Origin of the sequence: Nocardioides sp. Root1257 (assembly GCF_001425175.1) — a bacterium.
Classification (GTDB): domain Bacteria; phylum Actinomycetota; class Actinomycetes; order Propionibacteriales; family Nocardioidaceae; genus Nocardioides.
In genome coordinates this window covers 1,032,435-1,053,555 of sequence record NZ_LMDV01000001.1, presented here as the reverse complement: position 1 = coordinate 1,053,555, position 21,121 = coordinate 1,032,435, and the positions used below count along the sequence as shown (strand labels likewise).

At 71.9% G+C, this 21,121-nt stretch carries 21 protein-coding genes; 14 read left to right on the top strand and 7 right to left on the bottom strand.

Annotated features, from left to right (window positions below; all coding sequences use genetic code 11):
• Window positions 1-12 precede the first annotated feature (12 nt).
• Window positions 13-546, bottom strand: coding sequence for a GNAT family N-acetyltransferase (locus tag ASC77_RS05150; protein ID WP_056149418.1), 534 nt, complete (start codon window positions 544-546; stop codon window positions 13-15).
• A gap of 56 nt (window positions 547-602) precedes the next feature.
• Here ASC77_RS05150 and ASC77_RS05145 point away from each other — a divergent pair, with 56 nt between their 5' ends.
• Window positions 603-986, top strand: a complete 384-nt coding sequence (locus ASC77_RS05145; protein WP_056149416.1) for a VOC family protein — start codon at window positions 603-605, stop codon at window positions 984-986.
• On the opposite strand, the gene ASC77_RS05140 is transcribed toward ASC77_RS05145, so the two are convergent.
• On the bottom strand, window positions 966-2,513 hold the full coding sequence (locus tag ASC77_RS05140) for an ABC-F family ATP-binding cassette domain-containing protein (protein WP_056149415.1): 1,548 nt from the start codon (window positions 2,511-2,513) through the stop codon (window positions 966-968). The two genes, ASC77_RS05145 and ASC77_RS05140, sit on opposite strands and share 21 nt — an antisense overlap.
• A 228-nt stretch (window positions 2,514-2,741) precedes the next feature.
• On the opposite strand from ASC77_RS05140, the gene serA reads away from it, so the two are divergent.
• Entirely contained in the window at window positions 2,742-4,328 is a 1,587-nt protein-coding gene (serA, locus tag ASC77_RS05135; RefSeq protein ID WP_056149413.1) for a phosphoglycerate dehydrogenase, read from the top strand.
• Window positions 4,329-4,336: 8 nt separating this feature from the next.
• On the opposite strand, the gene ASC77_RS05130 is transcribed toward serA, so the two are convergent.
• From ASC77_RS05130 to ASC77_RS05120, 3 genes are read right to left on the bottom strand one after another with little or no spacing between them, the layout of a single operon-like run.
• The gene (locus ASC77_RS05130) at window positions 4,337-4,582 is read right to left on the bottom strand and encodes a hypothetical protein (protein ID WP_056149411.1); all 246 of its coding nucleotides are present in this window, start codon (window positions 4,580-4,582) and stop codon (window positions 4,337-4,339) included.
• Window positions 4,579-5,571, bottom strand: coding sequence for a septum formation family protein (locus ASC77_RS05125; RefSeq protein WP_056149409.1), 993 nt, complete (start codon window positions 5,569-5,571; stop codon window positions 4,579-4,581). The genes ASC77_RS05130 and ASC77_RS05125 overlap by 4 nt, the downstream gene beginning before the upstream one ends.
• Window positions 5,561-6,070 carry a SigE family RNA polymerase sigma factor gene (locus ASC77_RS05120; RefSeq protein WP_056149407.1) on the bottom strand — a complete coding sequence of 170 codons (510 nt, stop codon included), beginning with the start codon at window positions 6,068-6,070 and terminating at the stop codon, window positions 5,561-5,563. The genes ASC77_RS05125 and ASC77_RS05120 overlap by 11 nt, the downstream gene beginning before the upstream one ends.
• 191 nt (window positions 6,071-6,261) lie before the next feature.
• Here ASC77_RS05120 and ASC77_RS05115 point away from each other — a divergent pair, with 191 nt between their 5' ends.
• From ASC77_RS05115 to ASC77_RS05105, 3 genes are all read left to right on the top strand, one after another.
• The gene (locus ASC77_RS05115) at window positions 6,262-7,719 is read left to right on the top strand and encodes an MFS transporter (RefSeq protein ID WP_056149405.1); all 1,458 of its coding nucleotides are present in this window, start codon (window positions 6,262-6,264) and stop codon (window positions 7,717-7,719) included.
• A gap of 234 nt (window positions 7,720-7,953) precedes the next feature.
• A complete protein-coding gene (locus tag ASC77_RS05110; protein ID WP_056149403.1) occupies window positions 7,954-9,570 on the top strand; it encodes a methyl-accepting chemotaxis protein in 1,617 nt (538 codons plus the stop codon).
• 65 nt (window positions 9,571-9,635) lie between these two features.
• Complete coding sequence (locus tag ASC77_RS05105) at window positions 9,636-10,109, top strand: hotdog fold thioesterase (RefSeq protein WP_056149401.1); 474 nt, start codon at window positions 9,636-9,638, stop codon at window positions 10,107-10,109.
• 6 nt (window positions 10,110-10,115) lie between these two features.
• On the opposite strand, the gene ASC77_RS27375 is transcribed toward ASC77_RS05105, so the two are convergent.
• Window positions 10,116-10,961 carry a LysR family transcriptional regulator gene (locus ASC77_RS27375; RefSeq protein WP_056149400.1) on the bottom strand — a complete coding sequence of 282 codons (846 nt, stop codon included), beginning with the start codon at window positions 10,959-10,961 and terminating at the stop codon, window positions 10,116-10,118.
• A 101-nt stretch (window positions 10,962-11,062) separates the two neighbouring features.
• On the opposite strand from ASC77_RS27375, the gene ASC77_RS05095 reads away from it, so the two are divergent.
• Genes ASC77_RS05095 through ASC77_RS05085 form a run of 3 tightly spaced genes read left to right on the top strand, consistent with a single transcriptional unit; the run spans window position 11,063 to window position 13,273 of the window.
• The gene (locus ASC77_RS05095; RefSeq protein ID WP_056149398.1) at window positions 11,063-11,800 is read left to right on the top strand and encodes an SDR family oxidoreductase; all 738 of its coding nucleotides are present in this window, start codon (window positions 11,063-11,065) and stop codon (window positions 11,798-11,800) included.
• A 33-nt stretch (window positions 11,801-11,833) separates the two neighbouring features.
• A complete protein-coding gene (locus ASC77_RS05090; RefSeq protein WP_056149396.1) occupies window positions 11,834-12,661 on the top strand; it encodes an arylamine N-acetyltransferase family protein in 828 nt (275 codons plus the stop codon).
• Between the two features lie 18 nt (window positions 12,662-12,679).
• Window positions 12,680-13,273: a hypothetical protein gene (locus ASC77_RS05085; RefSeq protein ID WP_056149394.1), complete on the top strand. Its 594-nt coding sequence runs from the start codon at window positions 12,680-12,682 to the stop codon at window positions 13,271-13,273.
• A 76-nt stretch (window positions 13,274-13,349) separates the two neighbouring features.
• On the opposite strand, the gene ASC77_RS05080 is transcribed toward ASC77_RS05085, so the two are convergent.
• A complete protein-coding gene (locus tag ASC77_RS05080; RefSeq protein ID WP_056149392.1) occupies window positions 13,350-14,783 on the bottom strand; it encodes a PLP-dependent aminotransferase family protein in 1,434 nt (477 codons plus the stop codon).
• Window positions 14,784-14,844: 61 nt separating this feature from the next.
• Here ASC77_RS05080 and ASC77_RS05075 point away from each other — a divergent pair, with 61 nt between their 5' ends.
• The 6 genes from ASC77_RS05075 (at window position 14,845) to ASC77_RS05050 (ending at window position 21,086) form a co-directional block, all read left to right on the top strand.
• Window positions 14,845-15,516 (top strand): YczE/YyaS/YitT family protein, encoded by a 672-nt coding sequence (locus tag ASC77_RS05075; protein ID WP_056149390.1) that lies wholly within the window; start codon window positions 14,845-14,847, stop codon window positions 15,514-15,516.
• Between the two features lie 18 nt (window positions 15,517-15,534).
• On the top strand, window positions 15,535-16,632 hold the full coding sequence (locus ASC77_RS05070; protein ID WP_056149389.1) for an NAD(P)H-binding protein: 1,098 nt from the start codon (window positions 15,535-15,537) through the stop codon (window positions 16,630-16,632).
• Window positions 16,633-16,696: 64 nt separating this feature from the next.
• The gene (locus ASC77_RS05065; RefSeq protein ID WP_056149387.1) at window positions 16,697-17,932 is read left to right on the top strand and encodes a toxic anion resistance protein; all 1,236 of its coding nucleotides are present in this window, start codon (window positions 16,697-16,699) and stop codon (window positions 17,930-17,932) included.
• A 69-nt stretch (window positions 17,933-18,001) separates the two neighbouring features.
• Complete coding sequence (locus tag ASC77_RS05060; protein WP_235547450.1) at window positions 18,002-18,454, top strand: hypothetical protein; 453 nt, start codon at window positions 18,002-18,004, stop codon at window positions 18,452-18,454.
• Window positions 18,451-19,800, top strand: a complete 1,350-nt coding sequence (locus ASC77_RS05055; protein ID WP_056149383.1) for an AAA family ATPase — start codon at window positions 18,451-18,453, stop codon at window positions 19,798-19,800. Before ASC77_RS05060 ends, ASC77_RS05055 begins: the two co-directional genes overlap by 4 nt.
• Complete coding sequence (locus ASC77_RS05050) at window positions 19,797-21,086, top strand: hypothetical protein (protein WP_056149381.1); 1,290 nt, start codon at window positions 19,797-19,799, stop codon at window positions 21,084-21,086. The genes ASC77_RS05055 and ASC77_RS05050 overlap by 4 nt, the downstream gene beginning before the upstream one ends.
• Window positions 21,087-21,121: the final 35 nt, after the last annotated feature.

The window sequence follows — 21,121 nt, the reverse complement described above, 5'->3', positions numbered from 1 at the left end:
TGAGGCGGCGCGCTAGCGCTGTCTCGAAACCCACTGCTCCTTCGTGATCATGAAGCAGCGCGACGGGTCGGCGTACCACTTCTCGACGACGCCGCGGTCCTCCATGCCGATCCGTCGCATCACGGCGATCGACGCGTCGTTGTCGGTGTGCGCGACTGCGATGATCTCGGGCAGGCCGCTGTCGAACCCGTGCGCCAGGACGGCTCGCGCCGCCTCGCTCGCGTAGCCGTGGCCCCAGGCGTCCGGGTGCAGGTGCCAGCCGATCTCGACCTCGCCGTGGTCGTCGTTCGGAAGCGTGAGCAGCAGGACGGTGCCGAGCACGACCCCGTCGGCCCGGCGTTCGACCGCCCACATGCCCAACGGCGGGTCGTCGCGCTCGGCGTACCGGTTGACCCGGGTGTGCGCCTCATCCAGGTTCTTCATCAGCACCGGCTCACCGTCGCCGAGCCACTTCACGACCTCGAGGCGGCTGAGCAGGTCGAGCAGCCGGGCGGCGTCGGCGTGGCGCCAGGGGCGGATCAGCAGGCGTTCGGTCTCGAGATGCACGCGCCCACCCTGGCAGGCACCGATGACTTCCCGCACCCGGACAGGTCGGCACCTGCATGATCACTCCAGCGGATGCGTTCCACGGGTTCTCGGTCGACGACACCGAGGCCGCTCGCGCCTTCTACGCCGACGTGCTCGGCATCGAGGTCACCGACGCCGAGATGGGCGGCATCATCCGGCTCCACGTCGGCGGGGGCGCCCCGACGATCGTCTACCCGAAGCCGGACCACACCCCGGCCGGCTTCACGATCCTCAACTTCCCGGTGGCGGACGTCGAGGCGACGGTCGACGAGCTGACCGCCCGGGGCGTCGTCTTCGAGCGCTACGAGGGCACGCCGGTCGAGACCGACGCGAAGGGCGTCTTCCGCGGCGGCGGCCCGCTGATCGCGTGGTTCAAGGACCCCGCCGGCAACGTGCTCTCAGTCATCGCCGCCGACTGACGGGACGCCGAGGTCGATCACCCGCTCGACGCCGATGTCCTCCAGGAATCCCGGGTCGTGGCTGGCGACCACCAGCGCGCCCCGGTAGGACTCCAGCGCCGAGACCAGGGCGTCGTACGACGCGAAGTCGAGGTTGTTGGTCGGCTCGTCGAGCAGCAGGAGCTGGGGCGCCGGGTCGGCGAGCAGCAGCGTCGCCAGGGTCGCCCGGAACCGCTCGCCACCGGACAGGTCGCCCGCGCGACGGTCGGCCGCCGCACCGCGGAAGAGGAAGCGCGCGAGCTGGGCCCGGACCGCGTTGGGCTCGGCACCGGGCGCCCTCGCGGCCACGTTGGCGTAGACGCTGAGGTCGTCGTCGAGGACGTCGAGGCGCTGGGGGAGCAGCGCGACCGGCACCTGCGCCACGCCGGAGAGCCGGCGCAGCAGCGTCGTCTTGCCCGACCCGTTGGGCCCGACGAGCGCGATCCGGTCCGGCCCGGAGACCCGCAGGTCGTCCTCCTCCAGGACGACCCGGCCCCGCGGCACCTCGGTGCCGGGCAGGTCGATCCGGATCTCGCGGTCCTCGCGGAGCCGTGACTCGGCGGCGTCGAGCCGCTCGCGGGCCTGCTCGAGACGGTCGTCGTGGACGTTGCGGTACTTCGCCGCCGACTTCTCGGCCTGGTTGCGCTTGGCGTGGATCGCCGCCTTGCCGAGCCCCGTCGTCGCCTCGGCCTTCTTGGCCTGGCGCCGACGGCCGGCCAGCAGCCGCTCGGCGTCGGCGCGCTCGTTGCGCTGCCGTCGTACGTCGGACCGGGCGGTGCTCACCGCCTGCTCGGCGGCCTCCTGCTCGGCCGCGACCTGGGCGGCGTACGCCGAGTAGCCGCCGCCGTACCAGCGGACGGACCCGCCGCGTAGGTCGCCGATCCGGTCCATCCGCTCCAGCAGCTCGCGGTCGTGGCTGACCACCAGCAGCGAGCGGCTCCAGCCGTCGACCAGGTCGTAGAGGCGCTGCCGGGCGTCGCTGTCGAGGTTGTTGGTGGGCTCGTCGAGCAGCAGCACGTCGGGGCGGCGGAGCAGCAGCCGGGAGAGCCCGAGCTGGGTGACCTCGCCGCCGGACAGCTCCCCGAGCCGGCGGTCAAGGACGTCGCCGGGCAGGCCGAGCCGCGCGAGCTCGGCGACCGCCCGGTCCTCGGCGTCCCAGTCGTCGCCGATGACGTCGTACAGGTGCTGGTCGGTGGCGCCGGACTCGACGGCCCGCACCGCGCGGCGTACCTCGCCGATCCGGAGGAAGTCGTCGACGCGCTGGTCGACGTCGAGGGTGAGGTCCTGCGGCAGGTAGGCGACCTCACCCGCGGTCGAGAGGTGGCCCGCGGTCGGGGCCAGCTCGCCGGCGACGAGGCGCAGCAGGGTGGACTTGCCGGCTCCGTTGACGCCGACCAGGCCCGATCGTCCGGGGGAGACGAGGAGGTCGAGGTCGCGGAGGACGGTGGTGCCGTCCGGCCAGGCGAAGGCGAGGCCGGACGCGGCGATGACAGAGGTGGAGGCAGGCATGACGGAGCTCCCTACGAGAGGAGGGGTGAGGTGGGTGGGGACCGGACCTCAGAGCTCCAACGGGACCTGCCTCGGGAAGGGAGTGCGACCCCTCGAGGGTAGGCAACCGCCGGCGGTGGACGCCACCGGGTTTCCGGACGCCAGAGGGTAGAGTCGCCGGACAGCACAGCGTCGTGCCCGGCCGGCCTCCGGCCACTCAACCCGCACCACCCGCGAGGACTGACCGCTGTGAGCACTCCCGTCGTACTGATCGCCGAAGAGCTGAGCCCCGCGACCGTCGAGGCGCTCGGCCCGGACTTCGAGATCCGGCACTGCAACGGCGCCGACCGTGACGAGCTGCTGTCGGCGATCTCCGACGTCGACGCCCTGCTGGTCCGTTCGGCCACGAAGGTCGACGCCGAGGCGCTGGCCGCGGCGACCCGCCTCAAGGTGGTCGCCCGGGCGGGTGTCGGGCTCGACAACGTCGACGTGCGTGCGGCGACCCAGGCCGGCGTGATGGTCGTGAACGCGCCGACCTCCAACATCGTCTCCGCCGCCGAGCTCGCCGTCGCGCTGATGCTCGCCGCGGCCCGGCACGTCTCGCCCGCGCACGCGGCGCTCAAGAACGGCGAGTGGAAGCGGTCGCGCTACACCGGCATCGAGCTCTACGAGAAGACCGTCGGCATCGTCGGTCTCGGCCGCATCGGCGTGCTCGTCGCCCAGCGACTCTCGGCGTTCGGGATGAAGGTGATCGCGTACGACCCGTACGTCCAGGCCGGCCGCGCCGCCCAGATGGGGGTGCGCCTCGTCGACCTCGACACGCTGCTGGCCGAGGCCGACCTCATGTCGGTGCACCTGCCCAAGACACCCGAGACCGTCGGGCTGATCGGGGTGGAGCAGCTCGCGAAGGTCAAGCCGTCGCTGGTGCTGGTCAACGCCGCCCGCGGCGGGATCGTCGACGAGCCGGCGCTCTACTCGGCGCTCAAGGAGGGCCGCGTTGCCGCGGCCGGCCTGGACGTGTTCGCCGTCGAGCCGTGCACGGACAGCCCGCTCTTCGAGCTCGAGAACGTCGTCGCCACACCCCACCTCGGCGCCTCCACCGACGAGGCGCAGGAGAAGGCTGGCCTGGCGGTCGCCCGCTCGGTGCGGCTGGCGCTGGCCGGCGAGCTGGTGCCGGACGCGGTCAACGTCCAGGGCGGCGTGATCGCCGAGGACGTGCGTCCCGGCATCCCGCTCACCGAGAAGCTCGGCCGCGTCTTCACCGGCCTGGCGGGCGAGGTGGCCCAGCAGGTCGACGTCGAGGTGCGCGGCGAGATCACCGACTACGACGTCAAGGTGCTCGAGCTCGCCGCCCTCAAGGGCATCTTCGCCGACATCGTGGAGGACCAGGTCTCCTACGTGAACGCGCCGTTGCTCGCCGCCGAGCGGGGGATGGCGGTGCGCCTGGTCGTGGACCCGGAGAGCCCCGACCACCGCAACCTGATCACGATCCGAGGCACCCTCGCCGACGGCTCGCAGGTCTCGGTCAGCGGCACCCTGGTCGGGATCGGCCAGCGCGAGCGGCTCGTCGAGCTCAACGGGTACGACGTCGACCTGGAGCCGACCCAGCACCTCGCCTTCCTCACCTACGGCGACCGCCCGGGCATGGTCGGCACCGTCGGCGTGATCCTCGGCGAGGCCGGCGTGAACATCGCGGGCATGCAGGTCTCGCGGGACCGGGTCGGCGGTCAGGCGCTGGTCGCGCTCTCCGTCGACACGGCGATCCCCGCCGACGTGCTCGCCGACATCCAGCACGCCATCGAGGCCTCCTCAGCCCGCGCGGTCAGCCTCGTCTGAGCGGTCGGTCACCGGCTCAGCTGGGAGGCGATCGTGAATGCCGCCGACCACTGCGCCAGGTCGTCGTGGTGGTGGGCGACCGCGGTGTCGATGTCGAGGACCGGCGGCAGCACGGTGGTCGTCGCCGCCGGGTCGGGGCTGACCGCAGAGGTCGTGGCCGCGGGGGCGGCTGACCGCCGCCGGGGCAGGTGCAGGTGGGCGCGGTGACCGACGAGACCGGTGACGGAGTGGCCGACGCTGGTGGCGAGGCTCATGATCGCTGTCCTTCCGTGGGTGGCCGGGCGGGCAAGGTGCCGCCGGGCGGGGAGTGGACGAGGCAGACTCCTGCGACGTCGCTGTTCGGGACGAAGGTGTCGGGCGGGTCCCAGGCGACCGCGACGGGGTAGCCGGCGAGCCGCGGCGGGATGCCGTCCTCGCACTGCACCTCAGCCGTCCGCCGCTGCTGCTGCGTGGGGTAGGTGGCCTGCCGCTGGAGTAGGGCGACGCGGCCGGTCTGCTCGTAGACGTGCGGCCGGCTGCATGCGACCAACGGCTGGTCGGGCACGGTCAGCGGCTCGTCCAGGCAGCCCCAGAGCTCGGGCGGAGGAGCGGCGGCGACACCTCGGGACGTGCCACTCGTGACGCGGGCGCCCGACAGGTCCAGCCGCGTCGGGAACCACACGTCGCAGCGGACCCACGACGCGCCGTCGTCGATCTGGGCCTGGGTCGGGAGCAGGGCCACGGCGGCGAACAGGATCCAGGAGCGCTGGGTGATGCCGAGATAGGTGCCGGCCTGGTCCCAGCACAGGTCGAAGGCACGCTTGCGCGCCTCCTCGAGAGTGGGCTCGGGCAGGGTCAGCACGGCCGCGGTCTCGGTGGTGTGTGCGTGGTCGCACGGCACCTGTGGCGAGTCGTCCTGCCAGTAGTCGGTGTCCACGAGGAGCACGGGCGGCACCGACCAGCAGGTGCCGTCGGCCGGTCGATGGGGTGCGTCGGCGGGCGCGAGCTCGGGGTCGAGGGACACGGACGGCCGCGGCTCGGGTGGCGGTGCGGGCTGCGGCCGGTTGTCGTTCGAGCTGGTCGCGAACGCGATGACCGTCGCGACGATGACCAGCGCGGCCATGACCGAGACGAGGGCGGTCGTCGAGCGCCGCCGGTGGCGGGCGTCGTCGATGCGCGCGTGCACGTCGGCGAGCCGGGCGTGCGTGTTGTCCTCCAGCTCCCACGATCGCTGAGCCAGGGCCTTGAGGTCCTCAGCGTTCACGGCGGCTCCCGTCGTCCGAGGCGGGCGCCAGCGCTGCGTCCGACCTGAGCTTGGCCAGCGCCTTGGAGCACTGGCTCTTGACGGTGCCGACCGAGCAGCCCATGAGCTCCGCGGTCTCGACCTCGTTGCAGTCCTCGAGGTAGCGCAGGACGATCACGGCCCGCTGTCGTCGGGGCAGGTGGCCGATCGCGTTCCACAGGTCCTGGCCGTCGGCGGGCACGCCGTCGACGTCGGTGGGCTCGACGTCGAGCCGTGCGTCCTCGGTCGGCGTCTCCCGCACCCAGCGACGGCGCCACCACGACGCCGACGTGGTCACCATGATGCGCCGTACGTACGCCTCGGGATCGTCGATACGCCTCCAGGCGAACCACGCCTTCGTCAGCGCGGTCTGCACGAGGTCCTCGGCCAGGCTCTCGTCCTGCGTCAGCAGGTACGCCGACCGCACGAGGGCCTGCGAGCGCGCGACGACGAACTCGTCGAACGCTGCTTCGTCCGCCATGCGATCACGACCTCGGGGGACCGATGCCTGCCACGGTGCCGACATCGCTACCAAGACGCGTCGGCGACGCGAAATGGTTGCCCGTCCCAGCGTCCTCCGACTGGCGGTCCTCGCAACCCCTGAAAGGCGGACGACGGGCGTGAAACCCGGCTGAAGGCGGACTGAAGGCGCCCGCTCCTAGCGTGAGCGCCATGAGCACCCTCACCACCACTCCCACCGCGTCCCGCACCTACCCGTCCCTGCGGGCCGCGTGGATCCCCCTCGCCGCGCTGTGCCTGGCGTTCTTCGTCGAGATGGTCGACAACACCCTGCTGTCGATCGCGCTGCCGACCATCGGTCGCGACCTCGGCAGCGGCACCACGGCGCTGCAGTGGGTCACCGGCGCCTACTCGCTGACGTTCGGCGGACTGCTGCTCACCGCCGGCTCGATCGCTGACCGGTTCGGCCGCCGGCGGGTGCTCCAGATCGGGCTCGTGCTCTTCGGCCTGATGAGCCTGCTCGTCGTGTTCGTCAGCACGGCGGGCGAGCTCATCGCGCTGCGGGCCGCGCTCGGCATCGCCGCCGCGATGATGGCGCCGATCACTAACTCGCTGGTCTTCCGGCTCTTCGACGACCAGGCGCTGCGGATGCGCGCCATGACCGTGATGATCGTGGTCGGCATGTCGGGCTTCATCCTCGGCCCGCTGCTCGGCGGCACCGCGCTCGCCCACGTGAGCTGGGAGTGGCTGCTGCTGGTCAACGCGCCGATCGCGCTGATCGCCTGCGTCGGCGTACGCCTCGGCGTCGCGGCCGACCACCCCGACGACCTGACGAAGGATCGCCTCGACCTGCCCGGTGCTGTCCTCAGCATCGCCACGATCGGCCTGGCCTGCTGGTCACTCACCAGCGGCGTCGAGCACGGCTGGACGGCCGCCGTCACCCTCGCCTCGATGGTCGGGGCCGTCGTCGCCGGTGCCGCCTTCGTGTGGCACGAGCGCCGGACCGCCGAGCCGATGCTGGACGTCCGTCTGTTCTCCAACGGCACCGTCCGCGGGGCGACGATCGCCCAGGTCGGCACCTCGATCGCCATGGCGAGCGTGATGTTCGGGCTGATCCTGCACTTCCAGTACGCCTGGGGCTGGAGCCCGATGAAGGCCGGCCTCGCCAACCTGCCGATGATCGCCACGATGCTCCTCGCGACGCCACTCTCGGAGGGCCTCGCGAAGCGGTTCGGGCACCGCATCGCCACCTTCATCGGTGCGCTCTGCCTCGCCGGCTCGCTCGCGGGCATGGCCTGGGCCGTGCACCACAGCTACCTCGCGATCGCCGTCTGCATGGTCGTGATGACGATCGGCCTGCGCACCGTCATGACCATCTGCGCCGTCGCCCTCGTCGACGCGATGCCGGCCAACCGCACGTCGATCGGCGCCGCCCTCAACGACACCGCCCAGGAGGTCGGCACCAGCGTCGGCACCGCCCTGGTCGGCACCCTCATCGCCGCCCTCGTCACCACCCAGCTCCCCGCCGGGGTGTGGAGCAGCGACCTCGTCCAGTCCTTCTTCCACGGCGAGACGATCACCTACGCCGTACTCGCCGTCGTCGTCGGCGTGATCGCCGGGTTCGGCGCCCTGACCCTCACCGACTCGCGCTCCACCGAGGAAGCGCACTGATCGCACCGCTCGGGTAGTCCCTGACGAAACGGCCCCGGACCACCCCTCCGGAGGGCCATTCCGTCAGGGACTACCCCGACGTCCGGGAGACCAGGGCGCGGCGGTGAACAGGTTCTGACGAAAGCGGTACCGGCGTTTCGGCAACCTGCGCGCACAGGTGGTGGCGGCGGCCGTCGATGGGAGGACGGAGGTCACGGACGGCCTCCGCCCGACCAGCCGACGACAGGAAGTCCCATGACTGCACCGCGCCGCTCGTTCAACGACCTCAGCCTGAGGGTCCGGATCTTCGCGATCGTCGGGGTGCTGGTGCTCGGCACCGTCGTCGTCGGCCTCACCGCACTGCGTGGGGGCGCGACGATCGACGACCGTCAGCAGGACTGGAGCGACGCCGTCTCCACCCAGCAGCAGGTCGAGCGCGGTCGCTACCAGCTCCTGTGGCTGGCCAACTGGCAGAACATCACCGCGTGGAAGTCGCGGGTGGTCGGGGGTGAGACCGCGGCCGCGCCGGACGGTGACAACCTGCCGAACTACGACGACGGCGTCGCCGGATTCGAGAAGGAGATCCTCGGCCTCGACCCCGACAGCCTGAACGCGGCCGGCAAGAAGGACCTCGCCGACATCGAGGCCTCCTGGAAGGAGTTCCTGGGCTACAACGACCAGATCTTCCAGCTGTGGCGCGAGGGCAGGCTCGACCAGGGCGACACCGTCTCGGCCGGCCCGAAGTGGGACATCTTCTTCACCATCTCCACCGCGCTCGACGACCTCCGCGAAGCCGTCGGTGCCAAGGTCACCTCCAGCAAGGCCGCGATCGAGGACACCCGCTCGGCCACCGAGCGGACCACCATCATCGTCATCGTGCTGACCCTCCTGCTCGGCCTGCTGCTGGCCCGGTTCGTCTCGGTCCGCGTGATGACCGGCCTCGACGGCGTACGCCGGGGCCTGCAGGCCGTCGCCCGCGGTGACCTCACCACGCGGGTCCCGGTGCGGTCGCGCGACGAGTCGGGTCAGATGGCCCAGGCGCTCAACGAGGCCGTCGAGAACATGTCCGAGGTCGTCAGCGGCATCTCCACCACCGCGCGGAGCCTCAGCTCCTCGGCCGCCGACATGGCGGACTCCTCGCAACACATGGCCGCCGCGGCGGAGGAGACCAGCGCCCAGGCGAAGGTCGTCAGCGTCGCTGCCGACCAGGTCTCCGTCAACGTGCAGACGCTCGCCGCCGGCTCGGACCAGATGGGCGCCTCGATCCGCGAGATCGCCCGCAGCACCAACGAGGCCGCCCGGGTCGCGTCGGAGGCCGTCCAGGTCGCCGAGCGCACCAACGGCACCGTCGTGAAGCTCGGTGACTCCTCGGCCGAGATCGGCAACGTCATCAAGACGATCACCTCGATCGCCGAGCAGACGAACCTGCTGGCTCTCAACGCCACGATCGAGGCGGCGCGTGCCGGCGAGGCCGGCAAGGGCTTCGCGGTCGTCGCCAACGAGGTCAAGGAGCTGGCGCAGGAGACCGCCCGGGCCACCGAGGACATCGCGCGCCGGGTCGAGACGATCCAGGGCGACACGTCCGAGGCCGTCGAGGCGATCGGTCAGATCTCGGGCGTCATCGGTCAGATCAACGACTTCCAGGCCACCATCGCCTCGGCCGTCGAGGAGCAGACCGCGACCACGAACGAGATGAACCGCAACGTCGCCGACGCCGCGACCGGCTCGGGCGAGATCGCTATGAACATCTCGGGTGTCGCCGAGGCGGCCGGCTCCACCTCCGAGGGCGTGGCTCGCGCTCAGCAGGCCGCCGACGAGCTCGCGCGGCTCTCCGACGACCTGGGTCAGCTGGTCGGGCGCTTCAGCGTCTGAGGGGTCGCCGAAGTGCGGTAGTTCCACGCCTGTGGAGGGCGTGCGGTCGCGGTCACCATCGAGGCATGAACACCATCACCGACATCACCACGACCACGACCACGACCGGGACCAAGGCGACGATCTGGCGGACCGACCCCGACCTCGACCTGTGCAACGAGGCCGCCGCCGGCTGCTCGGTGGGCCACCTCGGCGTCGAGTTCACCGACGCCGGCCCCGATCACCTCACCGCCCGGATGCCCGTCGACAGCAGGACCCGGCAGCCGTTCGGCATCCTCCACGGCGGCTCGTCCGTCTTCCTCGCCGAGACCCTGGTCAGCTTCGCCGCCACCCTCGCCGCCGAGCCCGGCAAGGCCTGCGTGGGGCTGGAGATCAACGCCAACCACCTCCGCCCGGTCAGCTCCGGCTGGGTCACCGGCACCGCCCGCCCGATCGCCCTGGGTCGCCGTACCCACGTCTGGGAGGTCCGGATCGTCGACGACCACGGCAGGCTCACCTGCGTCTCGCGGTGCACGATCGCCGTGATCGACGGCGTGTGACGGACCTCAGAGACGCGACGCGGTGCGCACCAGCCCGGCCACCCCGGTCGACGTGCTGTGCGGCGGCCACGCGATGACGGTGGTGACCTGCGGCGCGTCGGAGAGGGGTACGACGGCCAGCCCGTCGCGCAGGTTGACGCGGGACGACTCGGGCAGGACGATCGCGGCGCGCCCGAGGCGGATCAGCTGGAGGATCTGCGTCAGGTCGCGCAGCTCGGGGCCGGGTCCCTCGGGGTAGCTCCCGTCGACGTGGGGCCAGCGGGGGAGTGGCAGGTCGGCGATCGAGGACGCGTCGGCGACGGTCATCGAGGTCCGGGCGCTCAGCGGGTGGCCGGCGGGCAGGATCAGCACCTGCTCCTCGACCGCCAGCGTGTCCAGGTCGAATCCGCTCGTGTCGTCGAACGGCTGGTGCAGGATCGCGACGTCGGCTCGCCCGTCGCGCAGCATCGGTGCCTGGTGACCGGGCGGGCAGAGCACCACCTCCACGTCGACGGCGTCGGGCTCGGCGGCGTAGGCGTCGAGCAGCTTGGCCATCAGCTCGCTCTGCGCGCCCGCCTTGGCGGTGAGCACCACCGGTGCCCGGCCCGCGCCCTCGGCGGTCCGGCGGGTACGGCGCTCCGCGGCCTCGACGGCGGCGAGGGCCGCCCGACCCTCGCGCAGCAGGGTCTCGCCGGCGCTCGTGAGGGTCACGCCCCGCGGCGTACGGACGAAGAGGTCGGCGCCGAGACGTCGCTCCAGCTGGGCGATGGCCCGGGACAGCGGCGGCTGGGCCATCCCGAGGCGCTCGGCCGCACGCCCCACGTGCGACTCCTCGGCGACGGCGACGAAGTAGCGCAGCTCGCGGGTCTCCACGTCGTCGATGCTACGTCTGACCTGGTGCCATACCGCTGCGGTATCGGTCCCGACCCGATCGGTCTTGGAAAGCCGTGGCATCGCCTGCCCACCATCGAGGCATGACAGAGATCAGCACGGATACGAAGAAGACAGCACTGGTCACCGGCGCCAACAAGGGCATCGGCTACGAGATCGCCGCGGGCCTGGCCCGACGCGGGTTCCGCGTGGGCGTGGGGGCTCGGGACGCCGGTCGCCGCGACGAGGCGGTCGCGAAGCTGCAGGCCGAGGGACACGACGTGTTCGGCGTACCCCTCGACGTCACCGACGACGCGAGCGTCGCCGAGGCCGCCACCCAGCTGGAGGTTGAGGGACGGTTGGACGTGCTCGTCAACAACGCGGCCATCACCGGAGGGATGCCGCAAGAGCCCACGAAGGTGAGCGCCGACCAGGTCCTCGAGGTCGTGAACACCAACGTCGTCGGCGTCATCCGGGTCACCAACGCGATGCTCCCGCTGCTCCGCCGCGCGACGTCCCCGCGGATCGTCAACGTCTCGAGCACGGTCGGATCGCTCACCCTGCAGACGGCCCAGGCCGACGCGGTCGGACCGATCTCGGCGGCGTACTCGCCGACGAAGACCTACCTCAACGCGATCACGATCCAGTACGCCAAGGAGCTCGCCGGCACCGGCATCCTCGTCAACGCGGGCTGCCCCGGCTACGTCGCGACGGACCTCAACAACTTCCAGGGGTTCCGTACGCCGGAGCAGGGCGCGGCGATCTTCCTCGAGCTCGCGACGCTGCCCGACGGCGGTGACTCCGGCACCTTCCGCGACGACGCGGGCATCCAGCCCTGGTAGCAGCCGAACAGGTCGGGGCGCTTGACTGGGCGCATGCCGACCGACCCGTGGCGCACCGACGAGCTCGACCTGTCCGGCTACCTCGCCCGGCTCGGCACCACCGCCCGCGAGCCGGGCGCGGCTGCCCTGGCGGAGCTGCACGAGGCCCACGTGCGGAGCTTCACCTTCGACAACGTCGACGTGCTGCTCGGGCAGCACCCGGGAGTCTCGATCGACGCGGTCCAGGAGAAGTTCGTCGGGCGGGGGCGGGGCGGCTACTGCTTCGAGCACAGCACGATCTTCGCCGCGGCCCTGGAGCGGCTGGGCTACGACGTACGCCGCCACCTGGGCCGCGTCGGCGACCCGGCCGCCGGCACCCAGCAGGGGCGCACCCACATGGTGGTCGAGGTGGTCGTCGACGGGGAGCGCCTCCTCTGCGACCCGGGCTTCGGGATGAGCCTGCTGCGCCCGGTCACGCTCGTCGACGGAGCCGAGGACGACTACCTGCCGGGCTGGCGCTACCGCGTGCGCCGTACGACGGAGGGCGACTGGGCGCTCGACCGGCTCCGTGAGGGCGGCTGGGAGGTCGCCCACACGACCGACGAGCTCGCGGTCCGTCCCGTCGACGTCGTCATGGGGCACCACTACACGAGCACCTATCCCGGCTCCCACTTCACGACGGGGCTGGTGCTCGCCCGACACCTGCCGGGGCGACACGTCACCGTGACGCACGAGTCGGTGACGGTGCGGACGCCGGGAGAGCCGACCGTGCACCGCCCGCTGCGCGACGGGGAGGTCGACGCATGGCTGACCGAGCTCGCCGTACCCCTGACGGACGACGAGCGAGCGCGGCTGCTCGACAGGGTGGCCCGGCTGCCCTGACAGTGGCACCCTCGGACGATGGACGCCTTCGTGGCAGCGGCCATCGGCTTCGTCGCCGCGGCCCTGCTCGCCATGGTCAACAGCTGGCTCTCGGGTCGCGAGCAGGTCGAAGCCGGTGTCCGCGACCGACGGATCGCCAGCTACCCCGCCGTCTGGGAGCGCACCGCCGTGGTCTCCAAGTGGCCGCGCACTGATGCCGGCCCCGCCGAGCTCCTGCGCCTGCACGAGGACCTGCGCCAGTGGTACTACGCCGGCGGAGGCCTCTATCTCTCGTCGCATGCTCGCGCGAAGTACGAGCACCTCCAGGTCGTCCTCGATGCCGTGCTGTCGTCGGACGAGATCGAGACGACGTACGCACTGGTGAGGGACGCAGCGTCGTACTTCCGCACCGGGCTGACCGACGACCTCGAGACCCGCGAGCGCCGCAGCCTGCTCGTGACGCTCGAACGGAGGAAGGCCGACCGGGGAGCGAAGCGCAAGGCCGACGCACGGCTGCGCAGCCTGGGGATCGACCCCCGAGCCGCATGGTCCGGCACGGGCCGCGGGCCGGTCCACGCGGTGACTCCGGCGGAGCAGGAGCTACGCCTCGACGGCACGACGCCCACCGGCTGACCACGCGGGACGTCATACGGACGGTGCTACGGGTGGCACCGTCCGTATGACGTCCTGAAGTGCGCGAGCGGGGCGCTCAGGCCACCATCACGCGAGCCGTCCGGCCCGTCGACGTCGGGCGTTCGCGGACGACCGCCCACGCGTCCGCGATCCGGCGTACGGCGTCGGTGAGCTCGTTGGCGGGGCGGGTCCACGGGATGCGGACGAAGCGGTCGAGGCCGCCCTCGGCCGCGAAGACCGGGCCGGGGGCGATGATCACGCCGCGGCGCTCGGCCTCGGTGACCAGCGCGGTGCCGAAGGCCCCGGGGAGCTGGCACCACAGCGCGAGCCCGCCGGTCGGGCGGTGGAAGGTCCACTCGGGGAGCAGCGAGCCGACGGCACCGACGAGCGCGTCGCGTTGCTCGCGGAGGCGGGCGCGGTTGGCGTCGAGGATCGGGGCGGCGTCGGCGAGCAGCCGGGCGAGCACCAGCTGCTCGAGCACCGGGGCGCCGAGGTCGAGGCTGACCCGCGCCTGCGTGAGGCGCTCCATCTGACCGCGCGGTGCCCGGATCCAGCCGAGCCGCAGTCCGCCCCAGAAGGACTTGCTGGCGCTGCCGATCGTGATCGTGTCGGGCGCGTACGACGCGAACGGGCGCGGCATCTCCTGGCCGTCCAGCGCCAGCGCCTGGTGGGCCTCGTCGACGATCGCAACGGTGTGCGCTCGGCGCAGGTGCGCGGCGTACTCCTCGCGCTGCGCGTCGGTCATCAGGTGCCCGGTGGGGTTCTGGAAGTCGGGGATCAGGTAGGCCAGCTTCGGCGCGGTCTGCCGCACCAGGGCGGCGACGGCGTCGAGGTCCCAGCCGTCGGGGTCGACCGGCGTCGGGGTCAGCCGGGCGCCGCCGTGGCGGAGCGCGTCGGTGGCGTTGGGGTAGGTCGGGGACTCGACCAGCACCCGGTCGCCGGGGCTGGTGAACGCCTGCGCGACGATCGAGCCGGCCGACAGCGCGCCGGTCGTCACCATCACCTGCTCCGGCGAGGTCGGCAGGCCGCGCGCGTCGTACGTCGCGGCGATCGCCTGCTGGAGCTGGGGGAGCCCGGCGGGGAAGTAGCCGTGCCCGCCGAGGTACGCCGGGAGGTCGGCCGCGGCCTCGGCGTACGCCTGGGCGATGCCGGGCGGGGCCGACGGGGCCGCGCAGTTGAGGTCGATCGCGTCGCCGTCGCCGGGTCGGGGCAGCAGCGCGCGGTCGTGGGCGCGGCTGCGGCCGCCCGGCACCCGGGTGAAGGTGCCGGCGCCGCGCCGGGCGTCGGCGTAGCCCGCGTCGCGCAGCTCGGCGTACGCGCGGGTCACGGTCGTCCGCGAGACCCCGAGCGCCTCGGTCAGCTCGCGTTCGCTCGGCAGCCGGGTGCCGAGCGCGATCCGGCCGTCCCCGATGAGCAGGGTGAGCGCGTCGCGCAGGCCGGCGTACGCGGGGGAGCGGTCGAACTCCCCGACGAGGGTGGCCACCCGACCGGCACTGATCGTGGTCGACATGCAGGCCACTCTTCCATGATTGGCTATTTATGAGAAGGCCAATCGTCGCCATCCTGGTGCCGTGACCACGATCGCCACCGGCCCCGTCCCTGCTGGCAGCGGACTGAGCGACCTCGGCCCGCTCGAGCAACTGCGCACCGGGCGGCTGGGTCGTCGGCTCCCGCAGCTGTACGTCGGCCTGGTGGCCTACGGCGTCTCGCTGGCCCTGATGGTGCGCGGCGACCTCGGCCTGGCGCCGTGGGACGTGCTGCACTCCGGCCTCATCCGCTACCTGCCGATCACGCTCGGCCAGGCGGTCGTGCTGATGAGCTTCGTGGTGCTGGTCCTGTGGATCCCCCTGCGCGAGAAGCCCGGCCTCGGCACCATCTCGAACGCCCTCGTCGTCGGCTTCTCCGCCGACGCCACGCTCTCGCTGCTCGACCGTCCGGACGCGATGGTGCTGCGGATCGCGCTGATGGTCGGCGGCATCGTGCTGTGCGGGCTGGCGTCCGCGATGTACATCGGGGCCCAGCTCGGGCGCGGCCCGCGCGACGGACTGATGACCGGGATCGCCCGCCGCAGTGGGCGCTCGATCCGTCTGGTGCGCACCGGCATCGAGGTCACCGTCGTGCTGATCGGGCTGCTGCTCGGCGGCACGCTGGGGCTCGGGACAGTGCTCTACGCGCTCGCGATCGGCCCGCTGACCCAGCTCTGGCTGCCGGCGTGGACCATCCACGCCATCAACCCGGAGTAATCTGTATATGATCTATTCATGGCCTACAGCACCATCACGAACCTCGACGCCGCCGCTGCCCAGAAGCACAGCCACGAGCTGCTCCAACGGGTCCTGAGCGCCGACTCCTCGACGTACGTCACCGGCCCCGTGGGGCAGGGCAACGGCGAGCGCGTGCTCGTCCTCGGCGGCACCGGCTACATCGGCCGGGCGCTCGTCCCCGAGCTCGCGCGCCGCGGCTACCGCCCCGCCGTGCTCGCCCGCAACGGCGAGGTCAAGAACGAGGAGCCGTACGCCGACGCCGAGGTGATCGTCGGTGACGCGACCAAGGCCGCCGACGTGACCGCTGCGGTCGCCGCTGCACCCACCGCCGTCGTGATCTCGCTGCTCTCCGGCCGCAAGCCCAACGACGCCGAGGACTGCCGCCAGGTGGACCACGAGGCCGTCGTCCACGGCATCCGGGCCGCCGTGGCCAACGACGTCCAGCAGTTCATCCACATCAGCGACTACGGCGTCTACCGCCCCGAGCTGATCCCGCAGGTCTACAAGATCCAGGTCGAGGGCGAGCTGATCGGCCAGCACCACGGCTACGTGCCGTGGACGATCATCCGGCCGACGGCGTACTTCCCCTACCTCTCGGTCGCGTTCGGTGACGTCAAGCAGGGGCTGGCCTACCGCATCTACGACCATGGCGAGTGGAACGTCGTCAACCCGATCGCGCGCGAGGACCTGGCCGAGTTCATCGTCAACCAGGTGCTGAACGACGACGCGATCGGGCGGATCCTGCCCGTCGGCGGCCCGTGGACGGCCGACAACACGGTCACCCTCAAGGGTGCCGGTGAGCTGATGTTCGAGATCAACGGCAAGCAGCCCCAGTGGGAGGTCATCACGATGGCCGGCTGGGACAAGAAGATCGGCCGCCTGACCCGCCTCAGCAAGCTCACCAAGCAGCTCAAGCCGGTCGTGTTCTACCTCGAGGCCGCGAAGTACTGGTCCGTCGTCGACCACGTCGCGCCGGCGTACGGCACGCGCACGCTGAAGGGCTTCATGGAGAAGCTCGTCGACCGGGACTTCCCGACCGGCAGCTACCGCGAGCGGATGCGCTCCGGCACGAACGTGATGCCGACGGACGTCTAACTCCCTCCCAGGTGCTGGGCAGATCTGACAGACTTCCCAGCACCACGATCGGGAGGGGACGGGCATGACGGAGGACCAGGGCGAGGCTGCGGTCGCGCCGCTCGCACCACCCGAGCCGGTGATCACGCTGACGGCACCCGAGGCGCCGGCCGCGGTCACCACGACGCAGGCACCCCGGATGGCGCCGCAGGTCTCCGCCGAGGCACTGCCCGAGCTGGACGCCAAGGTCGAGGGCTTCATGACCGCGCTCAGCGCGACGCCGGCCAACAGCCCGGAGTTCGCGAAGCAGGCCGAGAGCGTGCGCACCATGGGCGACGCCGACATCCGCAAGGCGGCGGAGACGTCCAACCGGATGCTCCAGCAGCCGGTGCGGGCCCTCAAGGAGGGCGGCATCGCCGAGGGCTCGGCGGTCGGCAAGACGCTGCTCGAGCTGCGCCGTACGGTCGAGGACCTCGACCCCAGCCAGGCCACCGGCGCCAAGCGCTGGCTCGACCTGCTGCCCTTCGGCGACAAGGTCACCGACTACTTCCGCAAGTACCAGTCCGCGCAGAGCCAGCTCAACGGCATCCTGCACAGCCTGCGCAACGGCCAGGACGAGCTGACCAAGGACAACGTCGCGCTCAACCTCGAGAAGACGAACCTGTGGGCGTCGATGGGGCGCCTCAACCAGTACGTGTACGTCGCCGAGCGGCTCGACACGAAGCTGTCGGCCAAGATCGCCGAGCTCGAGCTCTCCGACCCCGAGGCGGCGAAGGCGCTGTCGCAGGACGTCCTCTTCTACGTGCGCCAGAAGCACCAGGACCTGCTCACGCAGCTGGCCGTCTCGATCCAGTCCTACCTGGCGATCGACATCATCATCAAGAACAACATCGAGCTCATCAAGGGCGTCGACCGGGCGTCCACGACGACCATCTCCGCGCTGCGCACCGCGGTCATCGTGGCGCAGGCGCTGGGCAACCAGAAGCTGGTCCTCGACCAGATCTCGGCCCTCAACACGACCACCTCCGGGATGATCGAACGCACCTCGGTGATGCTCCGCGACAACTCCGCGGAGATCCAGGACCAGGCCGCGTCGTCGAGCATCGGGATCGAGCAGCTGCAGGCCGCGTTCGCCAACATCTACGCGACCATGGACTCGATCGACGAGTTCAAGCTCAAGGCGCTGGACTCGATGTCCGCGACCATCGGCGTGCTGGAGACCGAGGTCGACAAGTCGAAGGCCTACCTCGACCGGGTCCAGGCCCACGACGCCCGCAACGCGGCCGGCACCCTGGACCTCTCCATGCTGCCGACCACCTGAGGCGACGCCGACCAGATGGGTCTGAAGTCATGGCTGGGCCGCCGACGTGGTGAGGATCAGGCTGCGGTCGTGCCCGCGGTGCCGACCGAGCAGGACATCCTCGCCGCGCTCAACCGGGTCAACGCGATGCTCGTCGAGGGCAACGCGCCGCCCCTCATCACCTCGCGAGTCCAGCGCATCGCCCGCACGATCCGCGACACCCTGCCGCAGCTGCGCCACCTCGGGGTCGGCACCATCGAGAGTTACTCCGTGATGGCGACCGCCACCGACTACCTCCCCGAGGCCGTGGGCGGCTACCTGCGGCTGCCGCGCGAGTGGGCCGACACCCGCCCGATCGACGGCTACAAGACCTCGCTCATGGTGCTGGTCGACCAGCTCGAGCTGCTCGCGTCGACGATGGACAAGATCCTCGACGCCGCCAACCGCGCCGACGCCCAGGCGCTGATCGCGCACGGCATGTTCCTCCAGGCCAAGTTCGGCACGCCGTCCGGCCCGGACCTCACGTTGGGACCACCGGCATGACCGACGCGATCTCGCTGGCCGAGGCACTGCGGGCGCTCGAGGAGGCGGCCCGTGCCGCCGGCGTCGACCCGGCCGAGGCCCGGGCCGAAGGGGAGCGGCTGGCCGCCACGGTCGCCGAGCCCGCCCGTGGCGCGTACGTCGACTGGTCCGAGCAGACCGGCCGCGCCAGCTCGGCCGAGGACTTCATGGAGGCCGCGTCCCGGGGCCGCCGCTACCGCTCCGCGCCGACGCCGACCATGAGCGCGCTGGCACTCGCCCGGTCGGCCCATGCGCCGGCGTACGCCCGGGCGCTGGCGGACGTCGCCCTGGCCGGCAGCTCGCTCGGCGAGGAGATCGCGCGCACGGTCGGCAACGCGGCCCTCGCCGCCGCCGCCCAGCTCGGTGAGGCGGCGCCGACGAGCGGCCCGGTCCCGCCGGCAGCGCTGCCACCCGCACCACCGGTCGCGGCCGCACCGCCGCCGGCCGAGGTCGCGGCCCCGGCGCCCGCCGAGCCCGAGCCCGAGCCCGAGCCGAAGACCGTCGAGGAGCTGCTCGCCGAGCTCGACGGGCTGGTCGGCCTGACCGAGGTGAAGGCCGAGATCCACCGGCAGGCCGCGGTGCTCCGCGTCGAGGGGCTGCGCGCCGAGGCCGGCCTCAAGGCGCCGACGATCACCCGCCACATGATCTTCAACGGCAACCCGGGCACCGGCAAGACGACCGTGGCGCGCCTGGTCGCGGGCATCTACCGCGCGCTCGGCCTGCTCTCGAAGGGCCAGCTCGTCGAGGTGGACCGCTCGGAGCTGGTCGCCGGCTTCCTCGGCCAGACCGCGATGAAGACCGCCGAGGTCGTGGCGTCGGCCGAGGGCGGGGTGCTCTTCATCGACGAGGCGTACTCGCTCTCGGGCGACCAGTACGGCACCGAGGCGATCGACACCCTGGTCAAGGAGATGGAGGACAAGCGCGACGACCTGGTCGTCATCGTCGCGGGCTACCCGCTCCCGATGGCGGTCTTCATCGCGCAGAACCCCGGACTCGAGAGTCGGTTCCGCACCACCATCGACTTCGCCGACTACACCGACGACGAGCTCGCCTCGATCTTCCGGGTGATGGCCACCTCGGCCGAGTACGACGTCGACGACGCCGTGGTCGCCCGGCTCGGCGAGATGCTCGCGGGGGTCCCGCGCGGCTCGTCCTTCGGCAACGCCCGCTACGTGCGCAACGTGCTCGAGGCCGCGATCGGTCGCCATGCCTGGCGGCTGCGCGACGTCGAGACGCCGACGGTCGAGCAGCTGCGCACGATCATGGCCGAGGATCTCGAGGCACCCGTCGTACCTGAAGCAGCCCCTGCTGACGAGGAGACCGCATGAGCCAGACCCAGGCGGCGCCGGCGGCGGTGACCGCGGCGCCGGCGGCGACGCAACCGGGCGTGCCCGCCACGGTCAAGAGGACGCCGCAGACCGAGGACACCCCGCGGCTCCTCAACCGCTGGCAGCTCGTCGCGGTGCTGGCGTGCCTGCTCTTCGCGGCGCTGACCGCGGGCCTCCAGGTGCTGTCCTGGCACGCCAACCGGGCGGCCGCCGACAACACCGAGCAGCTGGTCCGGGTCCAGAACATCCAGTCGACGCTCTTCCGCGCCGACGCCCTCGCCACCACCGCCTTCCTCACGGGCGGCCTGGAGCCTGCCGAGCAGCGCGCGGCGTACGACGACGCCATCGAGACGATCACCCGGCAGATCACCGACGCGGCGGAGGCGCAGCCCGCCGACCGCGAGGCGCTGGCCGACCTCAGCGCCGCCGTCACCGACTACAACGCGACGATCGCGCAGGCCCGGGCCAACAACCGCCAGGGCTTCCCGGTGGGGGCCGAGTACCTCCGGACCGCGTCGACCGGGCTCCGCGACACCAGCGTCGAGGGCTCCGCGATCCCGATCGCGCAGGCGCTCGTCGCCGCCAACGCCGAGCGCGCCGAGGACGAGCTCGGTGCCCAGCACCCGTTCCTGATCCTGCTGCCCGGGCTGGTCGCGCTCGCGCTGCTCTGGTGGGTCAACCGGCAGCTGGCGCGGCGCTTCCGGCGGCGGATCAACCTCGGCATCGCGGCCGCCGCCGTCGCCGTCGCCGCCCTCACGCTGGTCGGGACCGTGGTCGCTGTCGTCCAGGCCGGCAACAACTCCGACCTGCGCGACGGCGACTACAGCACGTCGTTCCACGAGTCGACGGCGCGCACCGCGGCCAACGACGCCAAGGCCAACGAGAGCCTCCGGCTGATCTCGCGCGGGTCCGGACAGGTCTACGAGGACCGGTGGGACACCGCGGCCGGCGTCGTGGAGGACAACGCGTCCCGGCAGACCCGACCGCTCTGGGACGACTACGCGACGGTCCACCAGCAGGTCGTGAAGCTCGACGACGGCGGCCAGTACGACGCCGCCGTCCAGCTCGCGACGACCACCGGCGACGAGGGGTCGACGGCCAGGCTCGACGCCTTCGACGCCCGGTCGCAGGAGATCATCAGCACCTCGGGCGCCGCGACGGCCGACGCATTGCGCAGCGGCAACACCGGCATCCTCGTGCTCGCGATCGTGACCCTCCTGCTCGGCATCTCCGCAGCGGGGCTCGCGGTCTGGGGCATCGGACTGCGACGGAGGGAGTACGCATGAACCACCCCACGAAAGCGCGCCCTTCCCCCGCTTCG

Coding starts and splice junctions, on each gene's coding strand:
- ASC77_RS05105 (WP_056149401.1), top strand. CDS start 9,636: ATGAACACCATCACCGACATCACCACGACCACGACCACGACCGGGACC.
- ASC77_RS05130 (WP_056149411.1), bottom strand. CDS start 4,582: ATGAGCCTCGCCACCAGCGTCGGCCACTCCGTCACCGGTCTCGTCGGT.
- ASC77_RS05085 (WP_056149394.1), top strand. CDS start 12,680: ATGGACGCCTTCGTGGCAGCGGCCATCGGCTTCGTCGCCGCGGCCCTG.
- ASC77_RS05050 (WP_056149381.1), top strand. CDS start 19,797: ATGAGCCAGACCCAGGCGGCGCCGGCGGCGGTGACCGCGGCGCCGGCG.
- ASC77_RS05120 (WP_056149407.1), bottom strand. CDS start 6,070: ATGGCGGACGAAGCAGCGTTCGACGAGTTCGTCGTCGCGCGCTCGCAG.
- ASC77_RS05095 (WP_056149398.1), top strand. CDS start 11,063: ATGACAGAGATCAGCACGGATACGAAGAAGACAGCACTGGTCACCGGC.
- ASC77_RS05115 (WP_056149405.1), top strand. CDS start 6,262: ATGAGCACCCTCACCACCACTCCCACCGCGTCCCGCACCTACCCGTCC.
- ASC77_RS05110 (WP_056149403.1), top strand. CDS start 7,954: ATGACTGCACCGCGCCGCTCGTTCAACGACCTCAGCCTGAGGGTCCGG.
- ASC77_RS05055 (WP_056149383.1), top strand. CDS start 18,451: ATGACCGACGCGATCTCGCTGGCCGAGGCACTGCGGGCGCTCGAGGAG.
- ASC77_RS05065 (WP_056149387.1), top strand. CDS start 16,697: ATGACGGAGGACCAGGGCGAGGCTGCGGTCGCGCCGCTCGCACCACCC.
- ASC77_RS05090 (WP_056149396.1), top strand. CDS start 11,834: ATGCCGACCGACCCGTGGCGCACCGACGAGCTCGACCTGTCCGGCTAC.
- ASC77_RS05080 (WP_056149392.1), bottom strand. CDS start 14,783: ATGTCGACCACGATCAGTGCCGGTCGGGTGGCCACCCTCGTCGGGGAG.
- ASC77_RS05140 (WP_056149415.1), bottom strand. CDS start 2,513: ATGCCTGCCTCCACCTCTGTCATCGCCGCGTCCGGCCTCGCCTTCGCC.
- ASC77_RS05070 (WP_056149389.1), top strand. CDS start 15,535: ATGGCCTACAGCACCATCACGAACCTCGACGCCGCCGCTGCCCAGAAG.
- ASC77_RS05145 (WP_056149416.1), top strand. CDS start 603: ATGATCACTCCAGCGGATGCGTTCCACGGGTTCTCGGTCGACGACACC.